This window comes from Pseudomonas canadensis, assembly GCF_000503215.1.
Classification (GTDB): domain Bacteria; phylum Pseudomonadota; class Gammaproteobacteria; order Pseudomonadales; family Pseudomonadaceae; genus Aquipseudomonas; species Aquipseudomonas canadensis.
Genome location: NZ_KI628539.1, coordinates 816,427 through 833,744, shown reverse-complemented (window position 1 = coordinate 833,744; position 17,318 = coordinate 816,427). Strand labels below are relative to the sequence as shown.

The 17,318-nt window shown below is 61.3% G+C and carries 17 protein-coding genes and 1 pseudogene; 7 read left to right on the top strand and 11 right to left on the bottom strand.

Annotated elements, in window-relative coordinates; genetic code table 11:
- Positions 1 to 33: 33 nt before the first annotated feature.
- From U367_RS0126735 to U367_RS0126720, 4 genes and pseudogenes are all read right to left on the bottom strand, one after another.
- Positions 34 to 561 (bottom strand): DUF4142 domain-containing protein, encoded by a 528-nt coding sequence (locus U367_RS0126735; protein ID WP_016975135.1) that lies wholly within the window; start codon positions 559 to 561, stop codon positions 34 to 36.
- A 240-nt stretch (positions 562 to 801) separates the two neighbouring features.
- Positions 802 to 945, bottom strand: a pseudogene (locus U367_RS01000000130330) (LysE family translocator); the annotation flags it as partial.
- Positions 946 to 998: 53 nt separating this feature from the next.
- Entirely contained in the window at positions 999 to 1,409 is a 411-nt protein-coding gene (gene fos / locus U367_RS0126725) for a fosfomycin resistance glutathione transferase (RefSeq protein ID WP_028619314.1), read from the bottom strand.
- Positions 1,410 to 1,424: 15 nt separating this feature from the next.
- Positions 1,425 to 2,342, bottom strand: a complete 918-nt coding sequence (locus U367_RS0126720) for a LysR family transcriptional regulator (RefSeq protein WP_394365201.1) — start codon at positions 2,340 to 2,342, stop codon at positions 1,425 to 1,427.
- Between the two features lie 77 nt (positions 2,343 to 2,419).
- Between U367_RS0126720 and U367_RS0126715 the strand changes: the two genes are divergently transcribed.
- Positions 2,420 to 2,908: a DMT family transporter gene (locus tag U367_RS0126715; RefSeq protein WP_028619312.1), complete on the top strand. Its 489-nt coding sequence runs from the start codon at positions 2,420 to 2,422 to the stop codon at positions 2,906 to 2,908.
- Here the strand turns inward: U367_RS0126715 and U367_RS0126710 are convergent, their stop codons facing one another.
- The 6 genes from U367_RS0126710 to yiaY form a co-directional block, all read right to left on the bottom strand.
- Positions 2,909 to 4,240 (bottom strand): MFS transporter, encoded by a 1,332-nt coding sequence (locus U367_RS0126710; RefSeq protein WP_028619311.1) that lies wholly within the window; start codon positions 4,238 to 4,240, stop codon positions 2,909 to 2,911.
- Positions 4,241 to 4,299: 59 nt separating this feature from the next.
- The gene (locus U367_RS0126705) at positions 4,300 to 5,241 is read right to left on the bottom strand and encodes a hydroxymethylglutaryl-CoA lyase (protein ID WP_028619310.1); all 942 of its coding nucleotides are present in this window, start codon (positions 5,239 to 5,241) and stop codon (positions 4,300 to 4,302) included.
- On the bottom strand, positions 5,238 to 6,431 hold the full coding sequence (locus U367_RS0126700) for a CaiB/BaiF CoA transferase family protein (RefSeq protein ID WP_028619309.1): 1,194 nt from the start codon (positions 6,429 to 6,431) through the stop codon (positions 5,238 to 5,240). Before U367_RS0126700 ends, U367_RS0126705 begins: the two co-directional genes overlap by 4 nt.
- A gap of 186 nt (positions 6,432 to 6,617) precedes the next feature.
- A complete protein-coding gene (locus U367_RS0126695) occupies positions 6,618 to 7,526 on the bottom strand; it encodes a LysR family transcriptional regulator (protein ID WP_028619308.1) in 909 nt (302 codons plus the stop codon).
- On the bottom strand, positions 7,526 to 8,200 hold the full coding sequence (locus U367_RS0126690; protein WP_028619307.1) for an NAD(P)H-binding protein: 675 nt from the start codon (positions 8,198 to 8,200) through the stop codon (positions 7,526 to 7,528). Before U367_RS0126690 ends, U367_RS0126695 begins: the two co-directional genes overlap by 1 nt.
- A gap of 91 nt (positions 8,201 to 8,291) precedes the next feature.
- Complete coding sequence (gene yiaY, locus U367_RS0126685) at positions 8,292 to 9,440, bottom strand: L-threonine dehydrogenase (protein WP_028619306.1); 1,149 nt, start codon at positions 9,438 to 9,440, stop codon at positions 8,292 to 8,294.
- Between the two features lie 123 nt (positions 9,441 to 9,563).
- Between yiaY and U367_RS0126680 the strand changes: the two genes are divergently transcribed.
- Positions 9,564 to 10,580: a DUF4917 family protein gene (locus U367_RS0126680; RefSeq protein ID WP_028619305.1), complete on the top strand. Its 1,017-nt coding sequence runs from the start codon at positions 9,564 to 9,566 to the stop codon at positions 10,578 to 10,580.
- 63 nt (positions 10,581 to 10,643) lie between these two features.
- On the opposite strand, the gene U367_RS0126675 is transcribed toward U367_RS0126680, so the two are convergent.
- Complete coding sequence (locus U367_RS0126675) at positions 10,644 to 11,171, bottom strand: helix-turn-helix domain-containing protein (RefSeq protein ID WP_028619304.1); 528 nt, start codon at positions 11,169 to 11,171, stop codon at positions 10,644 to 10,646.
- 105 nt (positions 11,172 to 11,276) lie between these two features.
- Here U367_RS0126675 and U367_RS0126670 point away from each other — a divergent pair, with 105 nt between their 5' ends.
- The 5 genes from U367_RS0126670 to U367_RS0126650 all read left to right on the top strand — a co-directional run bounded on the left by U367_RS0126670 (position 11,277) and on the right by U367_RS0126650 (position 17,288).
- Positions 11,277 to 12,059: an aldolase gene (locus tag U367_RS0126670; protein ID WP_028619303.1), complete on the top strand. Its 783-nt coding sequence runs from the start codon at positions 11,277 to 11,279 to the stop codon at positions 12,057 to 12,059.
- A gap of 28 nt (positions 12,060 to 12,087) precedes the next feature.
- Positions 12,088 to 12,966, top strand: coding sequence for a dihydrodipicolinate synthase family protein (locus U367_RS0126665; protein WP_028619302.1), 879 nt, complete (start codon positions 12,088 to 12,090; stop codon positions 12,964 to 12,966).
- Positions 12,967 to 13,081: 115 nt separating this feature from the next.
- Positions 13,082 to 13,621 (top strand): RNA polymerase sigma factor, encoded by a 540-nt coding sequence (locus U367_RS0126660; protein WP_016975119.1) that lies wholly within the window; start codon positions 13,082 to 13,084, stop codon positions 13,619 to 13,621.
- The gene (locus U367_RS0126655; RefSeq protein ID WP_028619301.1) at positions 13,618 to 14,589 is read left to right on the top strand and encodes a FecR family protein; all 972 of its coding nucleotides are present in this window, start codon (positions 13,618 to 13,620) and stop codon (positions 14,587 to 14,589) included. The genes U367_RS0126660 and U367_RS0126655 overlap by 4 nt, the downstream gene beginning before the upstream one ends.
- A gap of 128 nt (positions 14,590 to 14,717) precedes the next feature.
- Positions 14,718 to 17,288 carry a TonB-dependent receptor gene (locus U367_RS0126650; protein ID WP_028619300.1) on the top strand — a complete coding sequence of 857 codons (2,571 nt, stop codon included), beginning with the start codon at positions 14,718 to 14,720 and terminating at the stop codon, positions 17,286 to 17,288.
- Positions 17,289 to 17,318: the final 30 nt, after the last annotated feature.

The window sequence follows — 17,318 nt, the reverse complement described above, 5'->3', positions numbered from 1 at the left end:
CCAACCGCCGTTGTTTTATTTCAAGTGACGCACTTAACCGTCGCCTTGATGACCTTTGCCGTAGGTCGACGCCAAGGCGCGAGCCTTCTGCAAACGCTCTTCCAGCTTGGGCAGCGTCTCATCGACCAGCGCTTTTATTTCCGGCACGTCCGACGCCGCGCCTTCCTGTTTGAACAGCGCGATGGCGTCTTCGTTTTCCTTCACCTGCTGTGCGGTGTAGGCCGCATCAAACGAGTCGCCGTCCTTGAGTTCGGGCATCAGGGTTTCGGCTTTGTCGACAATTTTTTCCCGCGGCGCTACCGGCAGATCAAGCTTCTTGGCGATGGCCGCCAGGTGCTGGTTGGCCAGGGTGCGCTCGTTGATCACCTCGATGGTGTAGTCCTTGATCTCTTGGGAAGAGGTCTTGGCGTGGGCCATGCGACTGGTTTCGATATCGGCCATACCCTTGGCCGAAGCCTGCTCGATGAATTCAGCAGGCGACTGGGCGAAAGCATTGCTGGCGCCGAGGCCCAGCAGCATCGCGAAACTGGCGGTGCGTAACCGGATAGCCATGCGGCTCATGATGGGTTCCTCCAGGCTGAAAATAAAGGCGGGGGAACACACCCCGCCCTCAATTCGAATTTTCAGGGCGGCAAAGGTTTAGAAAAAACTCGCCAGTGCGACGAACGGTCATCATCAAATCAAGTGGGTTTGCTGCCAAACAGGCCCGGCAAAGCGTGCGCCAGGGCGTTGATGGCGAAGCCAATAAACACCGCCCACCTCCCGCGCGCCAACAATCGCGATCAGCGCCGTGGAGCACTACACCAGATGCCCACAAAGGAAACCGGCCCCGGCACGACGACCACGGGCGGCGCCGATGCCAAATACGGCCAGCACCCCCGGCCCCGGGGTAATACCGTAGATGAAACCTGAAGCGAGGACGGCCAGCAGCAAGGATGGGGTCATGGGCGCGACTCAACTGAGGGTTAAGCGGTGGAGGGATTCTGCACGTTCCCACACTACGGGTAAAACTGCATTCCGGCATAGGGCTTGGCCCGACAGGCTTGCAGCCGCGAGGCCAGGTCGCCGACATGGGCTTCGAGCTTGTGGCCATCGGGGTCGAGAAAATAGAACGAGGCACCTTCACTGCGGTTGTCGCGCCACTCCTCTACCAGCGCTGCTCGCAGGCGTTCTACCAACGCGGTGAAATCAGCCGCTGCCACTGTAAACGCGTAATGGGTGTAATCGGCCGCCGGCTTCGAATCGCGCAGCGCATCGAGCGACAAACACAACCAGAGCCCTGGCAGTGAGAGATAGGCGCCGGCGTTCCAAGTGGCATCAAGGTGAAGTTGCAGCAGCTCATGGTAGAAACGGATGCTGCGCGGCAAGTCGGTGACGGCCAGGGTCAGGTGGTTGAAGCCTGAGAGCATGTTGGGGTTTTCCTGTCAGCAGTGGCTTTCGGACAATACACCCTGCACTCGCCCAATCAACCATTGCAACCCCGAATCCCCGCCCCGCCGTACATGCCACGCCAGTTCGAACGCAAACGACGGAATATGAAAGGGCGGCGGCACCGCCAGCAACTGCTCTTGATCAACATCCAGCACGCCTCGGGAAGACACGGTCAGGATCAAGTCCGTGCCCCGGATCAACTGCGGCGCCACGCCCCAGTGCGGCAGGCTGATCGCCACATGCCGACGCTCCCGAATCGCCGTCAGAGCCCGCTCGATTTCCGGCGTGCCACTGCCGCGCATTTCCAGCAATACATGGGGGCGTGACAGGTAGGTGGGCAGATCCAGTGTGCCGCCTGCCGGCAGGCTTTCGCGGTCCACCAGACAGGTGTAGTGCTCTTCGAACAAGGGTGTAGTCCGCAGTTCGGCGGGCATGTCGGGGAACACCCCCGCCGCCAGGTCGAGGTCGCCATTGAGCACCCCGTCCACCATACCTTCACGGCTGGCCTGGATGATTTGCAGGTCGATACCCGGCGCTTCGCGGCGCAGCGCACGCACAAGGTCGGGTAGGAACATCGCCGCGCTGTAGTCAGACATCGCCACCCGAAACCTGCGCTTGGCCGACGCCGGGTCAAAGCGATTCGGCGCCAGCAAGGCCTGCACCTGGGCCAGGGCTTCAGCCAGTGGCGTGGCCAACTCCAGCGCGCGGGCGGTCGGCACCAGGCTGCCACCTTGGCGCATCAGCAGCGGATCACCGAGCAGGTCACGCAGACGCGCCAGCGCATGACTGACCGCCGGTTGGCTCAGGTGTAGACGCTCAGCCGCACGGGTGACGTGTTGCTCGCTGAGCAAGGCGTCGAGGATCACCAGCAGGTTGAGGTCGATGCGGCGCAGATCATTCATCAGCTGCATGCTCAGCATAAGAACTTGGAATTTAAATTTGCGTGACGAATAGCCTAGAGTCCAGCAAAACCTCTGGGAGATTCGCCATGACAACGTTGCATTGGGTGGGTTTATTGGCGCTGGCGGTCATCGCCGGTGCAGTGGTGCCGTTTCAAAGTGCGATCAACGCCAACCTCGGACGCGGCCTTGGCCACCCGTTGTGGGCCACGTTGGCGTCGTTGCTGGTAAGCATCATCGTGTTGCTGCCGGTGATTCTGGCGCTGCGCCTGCCGCTACCGAGCCTGGCGTTTATCAGCAAGGCGCCGCTATGGATGTGGGCCGGTGGTGCGTTTGGCGTGTGCTTTATTTCCCTGGCGTTGATGCTGTTGCCCAAGCTCGGCGCCTCGGGGTTTATCGCGCTGGCCATGGCTGGGCAGATTCTGGCGTCGCTGGTGCTGGATCACTTCGGCCTGTTCGGCCTGGTGGAGCGCCAACTGACAACGCCCCGCGTGCTGGGGGCGTTGTTGTTGATCGGCGGCGTCGGGTTGATTCAGTTCAGCGCTACACCCGCACGCGTCTTGGCCACCGCTGGCTGATCAGCCCTTGTCGAGGGTGCGCAGTTTTTGCGGCAACCCCCACAGCAGCAACGCCGCCGCCAGCAACGCACACACGCCGATCACGTAAAGCGCCGGCGTGGTGCTGCCGGTGAGGTCCTTGATCCGCCCCACCATCACCGGGCTGACAATGCCACCAAACTGGCCGAGGGTATTGATCACCGCAATCCCGCCCGCCGCGCCGGCTCCAGCACCAGCCAGTAGCTTGGGTGGCAGCGTCCAGAAGGTCGGGATCGAAGCGATGATGCCCGCGCCCAACATGCCCAGGGCAATGATCAGGAAGGTAGTGTGATCGGCAAAAATGCCGGCACTGAAGAAGCCCACCGCACCCAGTACCACCAGGCCACAGACGAACTTGCGACGCTCACCCGTGGCATCCGACAGCCGCCCGATCACCACCATGCTGATGGCGCCACACACATAAGGAATCGCCGTGAGCAGGCCGATCATCACCGGGCTCTGGGTGCCCGCGCTGCGGATCAACTGCGGCGCCCAGAAGTTGAGGCCGTAGGACGCCACCTGGATCAGAAAGTAGATGAAACCGAGCATCAGGAACCCTGGAATACGGATCGCCGACAACAGAGAACCACCGTGCTGGTTCGGCTCATGCTTGGCGATGCGGCTCGACAGCAGGGTCTTCTCCGCCGCCGTCAGCCAGTGGGCGTCTTCGATGCGATCCTTGAGCAAGGTCAGCACCAGGAAACCCAGGCCGATGCACGGCAAGCCGCCGAGCAGGAACAACCAGTGCCAGCCGCGCATCTGCAAGACACCGTCGAGGTGTTCCAACACCAGGCCGGAGAACGGTGCGCCCACCAGGCCCGCAAAGGCCGAGGCCAGGAACAGCATCGAAGTGATGCGCCCACGGAAATGCTGCGGGAACCATAAGGTCAGGTAATACAGCACGCCTGGCGCAAAACCCGCCTCCATCGCGCCGATGATGAAGCGCAGGCCGTAGAACTGCCACTCGGCCGTGACAAACACCATGGCCGCCGTCGCCAGCCCCCACGACATCATGATCCGCGCAATCCAGCGTCGCGCGCCGACCTTGTACAGCATCATGTTGCTCGGCACTTCGAAGATCACATAACCCACCACAAACAGCCCGGCCCCCAAGCCGTAGGCGGTGTCGCTCAGGCTCAGGTCAGCCTGCAACTGGAACTTGGCGAAGCTGATGTTGATACGGTCAAAAAACGCGAACAGATAGCACACCATGATCAGCGGCATCAGGCGCCAGGCGACCTTGCTGACCAGGGCTTTTTCGGCATCGATTTCAGCGGCCGGGCGCGCGCCGGCCTCCAACGTATTAGTGCTCATGGTTTCTCTCCAGCGGGCTGCTCACAGGCGCCCGATTGTTTTTGTTGTCTGGTGCGGCGTTACAGCGTTGCGATATACGCCGGGGGTGGATGCAGGTCGCAATTGCGTCCGGCCTTGGCTACCTGGCCGGGCAACTCGTGTCCAAGCAAAGCGGGAAGACGGCGGGACATATTCAGCAGATGCGGCAGGTCGATGCCGGTGTGAATCCCGACTTCATCACACAGGTTCACCAGGTCTTCGGTGCAGATATTGCCCGACGCCCCCGGCGCAAACGGGCAGCCCCCCAAGCCACCCAGCGCCGCGTCAAAACGACGGGCGCCGGCCTCATAGGCGGCCAGCACGTTGCACAAGCCCAGGCCGCGCGTGTTGTGGAAATGCAGGGTCAGATTGCTGGCGGGCACACGCTCCAGCACGCGTTTGACCAGGCGTGTCACTTGACGCGGATTGGCCATGCCGGTGGTGTCCGCCAAGCTGATGCCTTGGATTCCAAGTGCTTGATAATCCTCGACAATCTGCAGAACGCGGTCTTCATCGATCCTGCCCTCGAACGGGCAACCGAAGGTGGTGGCAATGCTGCCGTTGAGCCTCACCGGGTAGTCGCGGGCAAAACTGACGATGTCATCAAACGCCGCCAACGACGCCTCGCAGCGCATGCGCATATTGGCCAGGTTGTGGGTCTGGCTGGCGGACATCACCAGGTTCAGTTCATCGGCGCGAGACGCGATGGCACGCTGCGCGCCCTTGAGGTTGGGGATCAGCGCCACGTAGATCACACCCGGTTTGCGCTCGATGCCCTGAAACACTTGTTCACCATCACGCAACGCCGGAATGGCCTTGGGCGAGACGAACGAACCGGCTTCGATCCGCGAAAAGCCGGCCTGGGAAAGCTGGTCGATCAGAGCGATCTTGTCGGCCGTCTCGACCCAGGTCGGCTCGATCTGCAGACCGTCGCGCGGCGACACTTCCTGCACGATCAGCGCGTCGGAATAATCAGAAATCATTGCACCACTCCCGAGGCTTTCAGGCGTTGGATATCGGCAACCGTCATGCCCAGATCGCCGAGGATAGCGTCGGTGTGCTGGCCCAACGTCGGGCCCTGCCAATTCACGCTGCCGGGGGTTTCCGAGAGCTTGGGCACGATGCCCGGCATCTTCACCGACACACCGCCGGGCAGCTGCGCAGTGAGCAACATGTCACGCGCCTGGTAGTGCGGGTCACTGACGATATCCGCGACGGAGTAGATGCGCCCCGCCGGTACCTCTGCGGCTTCAAGCGCGCTGAGTACTTGGTCGATGGGCAGGCTGCTGGTCCAGTGGGTGATCGCGGCGTCGAGCAATCCACTCTTGGCCGCGCGGCCATCGTTGTGGGCGAACTCAGGCGCGTCAGCCAGGTCGGCACGGCCGATGGTGGTCATCAGGCGTTTGTAGATCGGGTCGCTGTTGCCGGCGATTACCACATAGGCTCCGTCGGCTGTGAGGTAGGTGTTGGACGGCGCAATGCCCGGCAAGGCGCCGCCGCTGCGTTCGCGCACATGGCCCAGCATGTCGTATTCCGGCACCAGGCTTTCCATCAGGTTGAACACACTTTCGGCCAGTGACACATCGACAATCTGTCCATCACCCTGCCCCGTCTTGACCCGCAACAGCGACATCAGCGCGCCGATCACGCCGTGCAACGAGGCCAGGGAATCGCCCAGGCTTACACCAACCCGTGCCGGCGGTGAATCCGGATTGCCGGTGGTGTAACGGATACCGCCCATGGCCTCGCCGATGGCTCCGAACCCCGGACGGTCGCGGTAAGGGCCAGTCTGGCCATAGCCGGAAATGCGCACCAGGGTCAGCTTGGGGTTGAGGGCGTGCAGCACGTCCCAGCCCAGCCCGAGTTTTTCCAGGCCACCGGGGCGCAGGTTTTCGATCAGCACATCGGCGTCGCCGAGCAGTTGCTTGATCAGGTCCAAGCCTTCCGGCGACTTGAGGTCCAGCGCCAGGGACTTCTTGTTGCGCGATTGCAGGTACCACCACAGCGACGTGCCTTCGTGCAGCTTTCGCCATTTGCGAAGCGGATCGCCCTGGCCCATGGCTTCGATCTTGATCACCTCGGCGCCAAACTCGGCCATCAGCCGGGCGGCGAACGGCGCGGCAATCAGGGTGCCGATCTCAATCACCTTGATACCGCTCAGGGGAGCCGTCATGGGGTGTACCTCTTATTCTTGGAATGTGACGCCAAGACTAGAGGGCCGGTGCACGGGAAATCCAACCGTCAGTTGGCAACAAGCGTTCTCTAAACGCGAACGCCCCTGTGGGAGCCGGCTTGCCGGCGATGGCGTCCTCGAAACCGGCGGATGCATTGAAATGGCCATCGCCGGCAAGCCGGGCTCCTACAAGGGGTTGTGGAGGTAGTCGAAGAGCAGCCGGCTGACGGGGGACAGCTGCGCCTCATCACGCACCACCAGGATCAGGCTGCGATCCGACCAGTCGTCCGTCAGCGGCACGGCATGCAAACCCAATGCACGACCAAACAGTTCATATGCTTTCTGCGGCAGGATTCCGATGCCCATGTTCGCCTGGACCATCCGGCACATCGCATCGAACCCCGGCACATGAATGCGCAGGCGCAGCATCTTGCCCGCCTCGCGCGCAGCGGCGTGAGTGCGCATGTTGATGGAGCTGGCGGCGTGCAGCCCGACGTAGTCGCTATCCAGGGTTTCGTTGAAGGCCAGGGTTTTGCGCGCTGCCAATGGATGATCCGCCGGCATCAGCACCACCAGTTTGTCGTGGCGATACGTCACGCTGGGCAGGCCTTTGGTGTCGGTGTCACTGGAGCAGATCCCCAGGTCCGCCACGCCATCCAGCACGCCTTGCACCACCCCATTGCTGGGACGTTCTTCCAGGTCGGTTTTCACTTCGGGATGCCGCTCGGAAAAATCCCGCAGGTCTTCCGGAAGGAACTGAATGATTGCCGACAGATTGGCCAGCATCCGCACATAACCGCGCACGCCATGGCTGTGCTCGCCCAGCTCCAGGCCCATCTTCTCGACGTTGAACAGCATCTGCCGCGCATGGTGCAACAGGGTTTCGCCAGCGGCAGTCAGGTCCATACCCTTGGCCCGCCGTACGAACAGACTGACGCCCAGCACCTGCTCCAGCTCCATCAGCCGCTTGCTGGCGGCCGATACGGCGATAGCTTCGCGGTTGGCGGCGCGGGTCAGCGTGCCTTCCTCAAACACCGCGACGAACAACTGCAATGTGATCAGGTCCAGCCGCCGCACCAGGCTCTTGTGCAACATCAGCGACGCTCGCTGGCCAGCCGATTGATCGCGGCCTGCTCCACCACCGGCTGCGGCGCGCCTTGGCGCGCCGCCTGCAACATCGCCCGGCCCACCGTTTCGGTACTCACCACCCAACCCGGTTTCAGCCGTCGCACAAACGACAGCAACGGCCCAAGCACCGAATAGAAGGACTGATACAACGGCGTCTTCGAACGCACGCCATGCAACGGCTGGATCACTCCCGGACGGAACAGGTACACCGCTTTGAAGGGCAGGCGCAGCAAGGCGTTCTCGGTCTTACCCTTGACCCGCGCCCACATCGACTTGCCCGCTTCGGAGCTGTCGGTACCGGCGCCGGACACATAGATAAACGTCATGTGTGGATTGAGCCGCGCCAACGTGCTGGCGGCGACCAGAGTGAGGTCATAGGTGAGGTGGGTGTACTTGACTTCATTCATCCCCGCCGACGAAACGCCGAGGCAGAAGAAACACGCATCAAAGCCTTGCAGCAGGTTTTCCAGGGGCTGGAAATCCAGCATGTCGCTGTGCAACACCTGGTGCAGCTTGCCGTGTTCCTGGGTCAGGGGCGTGCGGCCGACAGCGACGACTTCCTGCACGTCGGCGGCCAACAGGCACTCACGCAGCACGCCTTGGCCGACCATGCCTGTGGCGCCGAATAACAGAACTCTCATAGGGGGACCTCAGCGGCAAGCCGCAAGCTTCAAGCTCAAGTTGAACGCATTCAGCTTGTAGCTTAACGCTTGCGGCTAAAGGCTGCCCCTATCAAAACGCGCTGCGAAAGATCTCCTCAATCTGACGCTGATCCGCCCGCCGAGGGTTGGTCAGGCCGCAGGCATCTTTCAGCGCGTTGGTCGCCAGTAAAGGAATGTCCTGCAACTTGGCGCCCAGCTCGCGCAATCCTGCCGGGATCTCGACATCATGGGCCAGGCTGCGAATGGCGGCGATGGCGGCTTGGGCGCCCTCTTCATCGGTGATGCCCTTGACATCGGCACCCAACGCACGGCCCACGTCGCTCAGGCGTTTGGCGCTGACGCTGGCGTTGAAGCTTTGCACATGGGGCAGCAACACCGCGTTGCATACGCCGTGGGGCAGATCGTATAAACCTCCCAGTTGGTGCGCCATGGCGTGCACAAAACCCAGGGACGCATTGTTGAAGGCCATGCCGGCGAGGAATTGCGCATAGGCCATGTTTTCCCGGGCGGCCTTGTCGCTGCCGTCGCGCACCGCCAGGCGCAGATTGGCGCTGATCAGTTCGATGGCTTTGATGGCGCAGGCGTCGGTGATCGGGTTGGCGGCGGTGGACACGTAGGCTTCGATGGCGTGGGTCAACGCGTCCATGCCGGTGGCGGCGGTAAGACCCTTGGGCATGCCGACCATCAGCGCCGGGTCGTTGACCGACAGCAGCGGCGTGACGTTGCGGTCGACGATGGCCATTTTCACATGGCGGGTTTCGTCGGTGATGATGCAGAAACGTGTCATCTCGCTGGCGGTGCCGGCGGTGGTGTTGATGGCCACCAGGGGCAGTTGCGGTTTGCCGGACTGGTCAACGCCTTCGTAGTCGCCGATATGTCCACCGTTGGTGGCACACAGGGCGATGCCTTTGGCGCAGTCATGGGGTGAACCGCCGCCCAGGGACACCACGAAATCACAAGCGCTTTCCTGCAACAGCGCCAGGCCTTTCTCAACGTTTTCCACATTCGGGTTGGGCTTGGCGCCGTCGTAGATCACCGAGTCGATGTCCTGCATCGCCAGTTTCTCAGCGATCATGCTCGCCACGCCGGCCTTGGCCAGGCCGGCGTCGGTGACGATCAGCGCCTTGCGAAAACCATAGTTGCGAATGGCGGTCATGGCTTCGTCGAGGCAGTCGGTGCCCATGATGTTCACGGCGGGGATAAAGAAGGTGCTGCTCATGGTCAATCCTCAGAGGCTTTATGCCTACAGCATCAACCTGCGCTACCCAGCGCATCTTGATCAGGATCAACGCCGACCCGTGATAAAGTCTCCGTCCAGCCGATTTCGAGTAGACCCGCCGCAATGAAGGATTTCCAGGATATTGACGCCCACCTTGAAGACTGGAGCGCCCTGCGCAGCAGTACGGACTTCAGCGGGATTCTGATCGGCAATGGCGCGAGCCGTGCCATTTGGGAAGACTTTGCCTACGACTCGCTGTTCGAAAACGCTCGCACCGTCGAAGAAAAACCCCTCAGCCAGTCCGAGCTCAGCGTATTCGACGCCCTGCAAACCCGCAGTTTCGAGCAAGCCCTGGGCGCGTTGAAGACCACCAGCCGGGTCAACAAGGCTCTGGCCGTCAGCTCGGCGGCGCCGCGCAATCGCTATTACGCGATCAAGGAAGCCTTGATCAATACCATCCATGCGGTGCATATCCCATGGCGCCTGGTGCAGCCGTCGACGCTGGCAACGATCAACGCTGAGCTGAAGCATTACTCAACGGTATTCACCAGCAACTACGACCTGCTCAACTATTGGGCCATCCTGCACACGCCGGGCATCGACGACCTGTTCCGCAGCGCCGACGCCAGCTTCGACCTGCGTGACACCCGCACCGATGCTACGCGCATCCTCTACCTGCACGGCGGCCTGCACCTGGTGCGCAACCTGGATGGTACCGCGCGCAAACTGCCGACCACCGACAGCACCTTGCTCAGCAGCTTTGCGATCAACAACACGATCAAGACCCTGGACGATGTGCCGCTGTTTGTCAGCGAGGGCAAGGTTGAGGAGAAGCTCAAGACGATCCGCAGTTCGGATTACCTGTCGTTCTGCTATGAGCAGATGCTCAGCCACGAAGGTGCACTGTGCATCTTTGGCCATGACCTGGGACCGCAGGACAAACACCTGGTGGATGCGATTCGCCATGCCAGGCTGACCACGCTGGCGATCTCGGTGTCGGGGCGCAGTGATGGGTTTATCCGTCAGCAGAAGCGGCGGTATTCGGAGTTGTTTGAGGGGACTGGCGTGGAACTGAAGTTCTTTGCGGCGCGCACGCATCCATTGGGCAACCTAGCGCTGTCAGTGCCTGTCGAACGCTGATCAAAATGTGGGAGCGGGCTTGCTCGCTCCCACACTGGCCCCTATTTCAATCCTGTATCGTGGTCATTCTTCCGAGCTGTGCACCACAACCAGCAATTGTGCCTGCACCGGCCCCACCGAGCGCAACCGATGGGGCTTCTGCGCATTGAAGTGCAGCGCATCGCCGCGCTCCAGGATCACCCGTTCGTTCATGAAGTCCACTTCCACCTGGCCTTCGTGCACAAACAGAAACTCTTCCCCCACATGCTCCTTGAAGGTCTTGTCGGTGAACTCCGCCGGCGGGTAGATGATGAACGGCAGCAGGCTGCGTTCGCTGACCTGATGGGCCAGCACCGCATAACCCGGTGACGTGTCCGGCCGCTCATGGCTGCGCACCAGGCTGTAGCTGTCGAGGCTGACGCTGTCTTCGCTGAACAGCTCTTCGACCTTCACGTTCAACGCCTTGGCCAGCTTCAACGCGGCGGCAATCGACGGCGTGTTGAGCCCGCGCTCGACCTTGGACAGGTAACTCTTGGTCATCCCAGACTTTTCGGCCAGGACATCCAACGTCACACCAAGTTTTTTTCTCAATAATTTCAAACGAATAGACATGCGCTGCGATTAATCCATGCAGTAAGCGATGAGCTGTGCTTGCCAATGACACAAAGTGTCATATAGCATCGTTAGTGTCATTTGCAGCCACCGAGGGCACCCGATATGGCCAAGACATTAGCACTCCCAAAAGACCAACTGGTCAAGCAAGCACTGGTCCAGATGCAAAACACCCTGGCGGATAATACGTGGACCGTCCGGCAAAAGCTGGCGCTTACATGTCGCATCCTGTTCGAGAACGGCCACGACTCCGGCCTGGCCGGGCAGATCACCGCGCGCGGGCCGGAACAGGGCACCTATTACACTCAGCAATTGGGCCTGGGTTTTGATGAGATCACCGCCAGCAACCTGTTGCTGGTGAACGAGGACCTTGAAGTACTGGAAGGCCACGGCATTCCCAACCCGGCCAACCGTTTTCACAGTTGGGTATACCGTGGGCGGCCGGATGTGAACTGCATCATCCACACCCACCCCACCCACATCGCCGCGCTCTCGATGCTGGAAGTGCCGCTGCAGGTGTCCCATATGGACCTCTGCCCGCTGTACGAAGACTGCGCCTTCCTGGAGGCCTGGCCGGGTGTTCCGGTGGGCAATGAAGAAGGGGAAATCATCACCACGGCACTGGGTGACAAACGCGCGATCCTGCTCTCGCACCACGGTCAGTTGTCCACCGGGGCGAGCATCGAGGAAGCCTGCGTGATCGCGCAGTTGATCGAGCGCGCGGCCAAATTGCAGTTGCTGGCGATGGCGGCCGGCACCATCAAGCCGATCCTGCCCGAGCTGGGTCGCGAGGCCCATGACTGGATCTCCCGGCCCAAGCGTCACGGTGCCGCGTTCAACTACTACGCCCGGCAGAACCTGCGTCAACACGCCGATTGCCTGAACTGACTAGCCCTTTTCTGACCGGAGACTTCCCATGTCCAGCCCAACCATTCACGGCATCATCGGCTACACCATCACCCCGTTCAGCGCCGACGGCCAACGCGTTGACCTCGACGCCCTCGGCCGCTCCATTGACCGCCTGATTGACGGCGGCGTACACGCCATCGCGCCACTGGGCAGCACCGGTGAAGGTGCGTACTTGAGCGACGCCGAGTGGGACGAAGTCAGCGCCTACAGCCTGGCCAAAATCACCCGTCGAGTACCGACCATCGTCAGCGTGTCCGACCTCACCACCGCCAAAGCCGTACGCCGCGCCCGCTACGCCGAGGCCAATGGCGCCGATGTAGTGATGGTGCTGCCGACCTCCTACTGGAAACTCAGCGAAGCAGAAATCATCGCCCACTACGCCGCGATCGGCGACAGCATCGGCGTGCCGATCATGCTCTACAACAACCCGGCCACCAGCGGCACGGACATGTCGGTGGACCTGATCCTGCGCATCATCAAGCAGGTGGCCAACGTGACGATGGTCAAGGAGAGCACCGGGGATATCCAGCGCATGCACCAGTTGCATCGCCACAGCGACGTGCCGTTCTACAACGGTTGCAATCCGCTGGCGCTGGAAGCCTTTGCGGCGGGTGCCAAGGGTTGGTGCACGGCGGCGCCGAACCTGATCCCACAGCTCAACCTGGCGTTGTATGAGGCGGTGTTGGCGAATGACCTCACCCAGGCGCGGGAGCTGTTTTACCGCCAGTTGCCGTTACTGGACTTCATCCTCAAGGGTGGATTGCCAGCCACGATCAAGGCCGGGCTGCGGTTGACCGGCTTGGAAGCGGGTGACCCGCGTCTGCCGGTGTTCCCATTAGGTGAAACCGGGATTGAACACTTGAGAAAAATGCTGACAACCGTCTGAAAAAGGCGGCAGGAGCCGGATATCCGGCTCCGACAAAATAAACGAGACAAATGACAATGGTTCTCGATACCATTCGCGACTTTCTCCAAGTCGTGCTTCGTCAAGAAGGATATCCATGTCTCGTCCCAAGCCCGACCCGCTGTCGGCCGATGCCTTTCGCGGGTTCTATACAGACATTCTGTATTTCCTGCGCAAGCGCACAGACAACGCCAGCGACGCCGCGGACATGACCCAGGATGTCTTCACTCAGTGGCTGGACTACCGCGACCGGGCCAAAGTCGAGCAGCCACGGGCGTTTCTGTTCCAGATGGCGCGCAACCTGCTGCGTGATCACTGGCGCAAACAGAAGGTACGGCATACCGTCCACTCTGATCAGGCCGAAATGGACGCCGAGCCTGTCACCGACGAGCAAAACGATCCCATGGCCGCCGTGCAACGCTTGCAACGCCTGGAACAGTTGAAAGAAGTCCTCGCAGAACTCTCGCCCCGCAGGCGAGAAGCCCTTATGCTGCACCGCTTCGAAGGCTTGAGCCAGGCGCAGATCGCCGAGCGCATGGGCATTTCGACCAGCATGGTGGAAAAGCACATCGCGTTTGCCCTGCTGCACTGCAAGCGACGCCTTCAACACGAACCCGGCACGGAGCAGCCAGAATGAACCGCCTGAGCGACACCGACGCCCTGGACATCGAAGACCGTGACGCCATTGATGCCCAAGCCGCCAGCTGGTTTGCCCGCAACCGCAATAATGACGCGGGGCGTGCCGACCGCAAGGCCTTTGCCGCCTGGCAAGCCGAGCCGGCCCATGCCCGCGCCTATGCCGAATTCGAGCAACTGTGGGCAGACCTCGCCCAGTTGCAGCAACTGAACAAACCCGTGGCGCTGCCCAAGCGCAAGCCTTCCGTATGGCGCCCTGCCCTTGCCGTGGCGGCCGCCTTGCTGTGTGCAATCATGGCCACGCCTATCGGCGCGCCCCGCGAGCTGTATCACACCCAGGTCGCAGCCCACGCCAAAGGCCTGCGCACCCTCAATCTGCCCGATGGCAGCACCTTGTATGTGAATGCCAACACCCGCGTGCGGGTGGAGTTCACCGCGTACCAGCGCATCGTGCACCTGGACAAAGGCCAGCTGTACCTCGAAGTGGCCGCCGACAAGGAACGCCCGCTGTTCGTGCAAGCGGGCGAGGCCAATGTGCGCGTGGTCGGCACCGGCTTCGATGTGCGGCGCAGCCAGCAGCAACTGGTGGTCAGCGTCGCCCATGGCCAGGTCGCGTTCGAGCCGGATGCCAAAAGCCCCGTCACCCTATTGGGCGCGCAGCAGCGTGCGATCTTCAGCTACGCCAAGGGCACGTTGCAGCAGCAGACCCTCACCGCCGAAGAGGTGGCCGACTGGCGCAGCGGTCACCTGTCGTTTCGCAACCGCGAGCTGGTCAGCCTGATCGATGAATTGAGTCTGTACCGCCCACAGGCACCGTTGCAGGTCAGTAACGCCGTGGCGCACCTGAAGGTCTCCGGCAACCTGGATGTGAATGATCCCGACGCCCTGCTCAACGCCCTGCCCGCCCTGTTACCGGTGAAAACCGTGGCGTCGGCCGATGGCATCATACGCATCGAACCGAGCAAATAACCTTGCAAAATTCTTATTTGAGAATATTTTGCATTCGCAGGTGTGGTTTTTTCGAGCAGCCGCGTCTTCCCCCGGTCTGCGTTTGATACGCACACCTTTTCGGCCACTTGGCCACACCGGGGGATTTCATGTTTCGCGCGCCTTGCCACGCTTCTCACCTGTTTCTTCGACCGACGCTCATCGCTAGTTGCCTGGTATTCAGCCTCAGTGCACAGGCCGATTCGCTCACGCTGCAACTGCCAGCGCAGTCACTGGCCACATCCCTCAGCCAGGTGGCGCAACAGGCACAGATCCAGTTGCTGTTCGATGAAGAGCTGCTCAAGAACGTGCAAGCCCCCGCGCTCAACGGCGACTTCACGCCGGAAGTGGCGATTCGCACCCTGTTGAAAAACGGCGAATTCACCCTGATCAAGGTCGGCAGCACCTACGTCGTGCGCCCCGATGAGGGCAAGACCACCAACAGCGGCGTTGTTCAACTGGATGCACTGAGCGTGATCGGCACCGGTAACCAGGTCGACTCCATCACCGTGGGCCGCTCCACCCTGAGCCAAGCGGACATCGACCGCTACCAGCCCGATAACATTCCTTCGCTGTTGCAGACCCTGCCCGGGGTATCCATGGGCGGTTCACCCAAGCCGGGCGGCCAGACCATGAACATCCGCGGCATGGGCGATGCCGAGGATGTGCCAATGACCGTGGATGGCGCGGCCAAAAGCGGTTTCGAGCGTTATCAACAAGGCACTATCTTCATTGAACCCGAGTTGATCAAAAGCATTGAGGTGGAGAAAGGCCCTTACTCGCCATATACCGGTAACGGCGGTTTTGGCGGCACGGTCAACATGATCACCAAGGACGCACCGGACCTGCTCAAGGACGGGCAAAATGCCGGGGCGATGGTCAAATACGGCTACGCCAGCAACACCCACGAGCAGGTCTACACCGGCGCCGTGTATGGCCGAACCGACGACGGCCGCATGGACGGCCTAGCCTACCTGACCAAGCGCGACGGCGATGACCTCAAGCTGGCCGACACTCCGCCTGATCCGCGCAACCAATACCCGATCAACCCCAAACGCTTGCCCAACAGCGCGCAGGATGTCGAAGGCCAGTTGTTCAAGTTCAACGCGTACTTCACCGACGAACACAGCATGGGCCTGTCTTACTCACGCGCCCAAAGCCAACGTATGACGCCGTTCTCGGCAAAGTCCTATCCATCACCCCCGACACAATCGGCTATCGACCGCTACGGCTACGCCACGGCCGTATCACGCTTCCTGGCCGACCGCGACACGGTGGACACCACCTGGTCGAGCAAGTACGAATACCACCCACTGAACAACCCGCTGATCGACCTGAAGCTGAGCTACTCGGAGTCCAATACCGACCAGACCGATGAGCGCGCCGAGAATGCCGTCATTAGCCTGGCCACCGGCGGACGCAAGATGGACACGTCCTACACCGACCGCATCCTCGAACTGCGCAATACCAGCCTGCTGACCACCGGCCCGTTGGAACACGCGGTGACCACGGGCGTGCAGATCCGCAAGCACAAGCGCGAAACCGAAAGCTGGATGCCGGGCGCAACCTACAACACCCCCAAATACAACTATGGGCATTTCCAGCCGTATTTCATGCCTCACGGCAAGGTCGACACCAACGCATTCTATATTCAGGACGCGATTACCCTGGGCAACGTGACCATTACGCCGTCCCTGCGTTACGACCATGTGCGCAACCGCGGTCAAGCCAATGATGCGCCGTACTACAGCAGCCCTGACCCGAAAGTGGGCCACGACTACAGCGACCGCACTTACACCGGTTGGTCGCCGCGCCTGGCGGCGTTCTGGAACGTGACCCCGGATGTGGCGTTCTTCGCCAGTTGGAACCGCACGTGGCGTGCGCCGGTGATCGATGAACAGTACGAAGTCCAGGGCGCTATCAGCACCCGTAGCGCCACCAGCCTGAACCTCGACCCTGAGCGCATTACGGCGATTACCGCGGGCAACGTCACCAACTTTTCGGGGCTCTTCACCCGCGAGGACAACCTGCAACTGCGCACCACGTTGTTCCATAACCGCATCGAAGACGAAATCATGAAGGCCACCGGCATTGGCTGCGAACGGCAACTGACAGTACCGGGCAGTATCGATTCGGTATGCAGTGACGCGGCATCCAGGACCAACTATCGCAATGTGGGTGGCATGACCATCAAGGGCTTCGAGCTGGAAAGCTACTACGACTCGACCTACCTGTTCGGTTCCCTGACTTACTCCTGGGCCACAGGCAAGCGCGACAACCCCTACACCAACCCCTGGGCGACCAACCTGCACGTATGGGCGCGGGATATCCCACCGGCCAAATGGGTGGTGGTGCTGGGGACCAAGATCCCGAGCTGGGACGCGCAGGTGGGCTGGCAGGGCCAGTTCGTACGCAAGACCGATCGCGTGCCCACCGATGTTTACGCGGGCGGTTTGAACTCCAGCATCGGCGACTTTATCTACGACCAGACGGAAAACGCCAGCTACGACACACAAGGCCTGTTCGCCAATTGGAAACCCCAGCAGGCCGGTCTCAAAGGCACAGAGATCAACTTCACCGTCGACAACCTGTTCAACCGCTTCTACCAACCTGCACTCAGCGGTGAAGGTGTCTACAGCCAAGGCCGCAACGCCAAGATCAGCATCACGCGCTTCTTCTGAAAAAACTGTACGGATAAATCCGCACCCAGC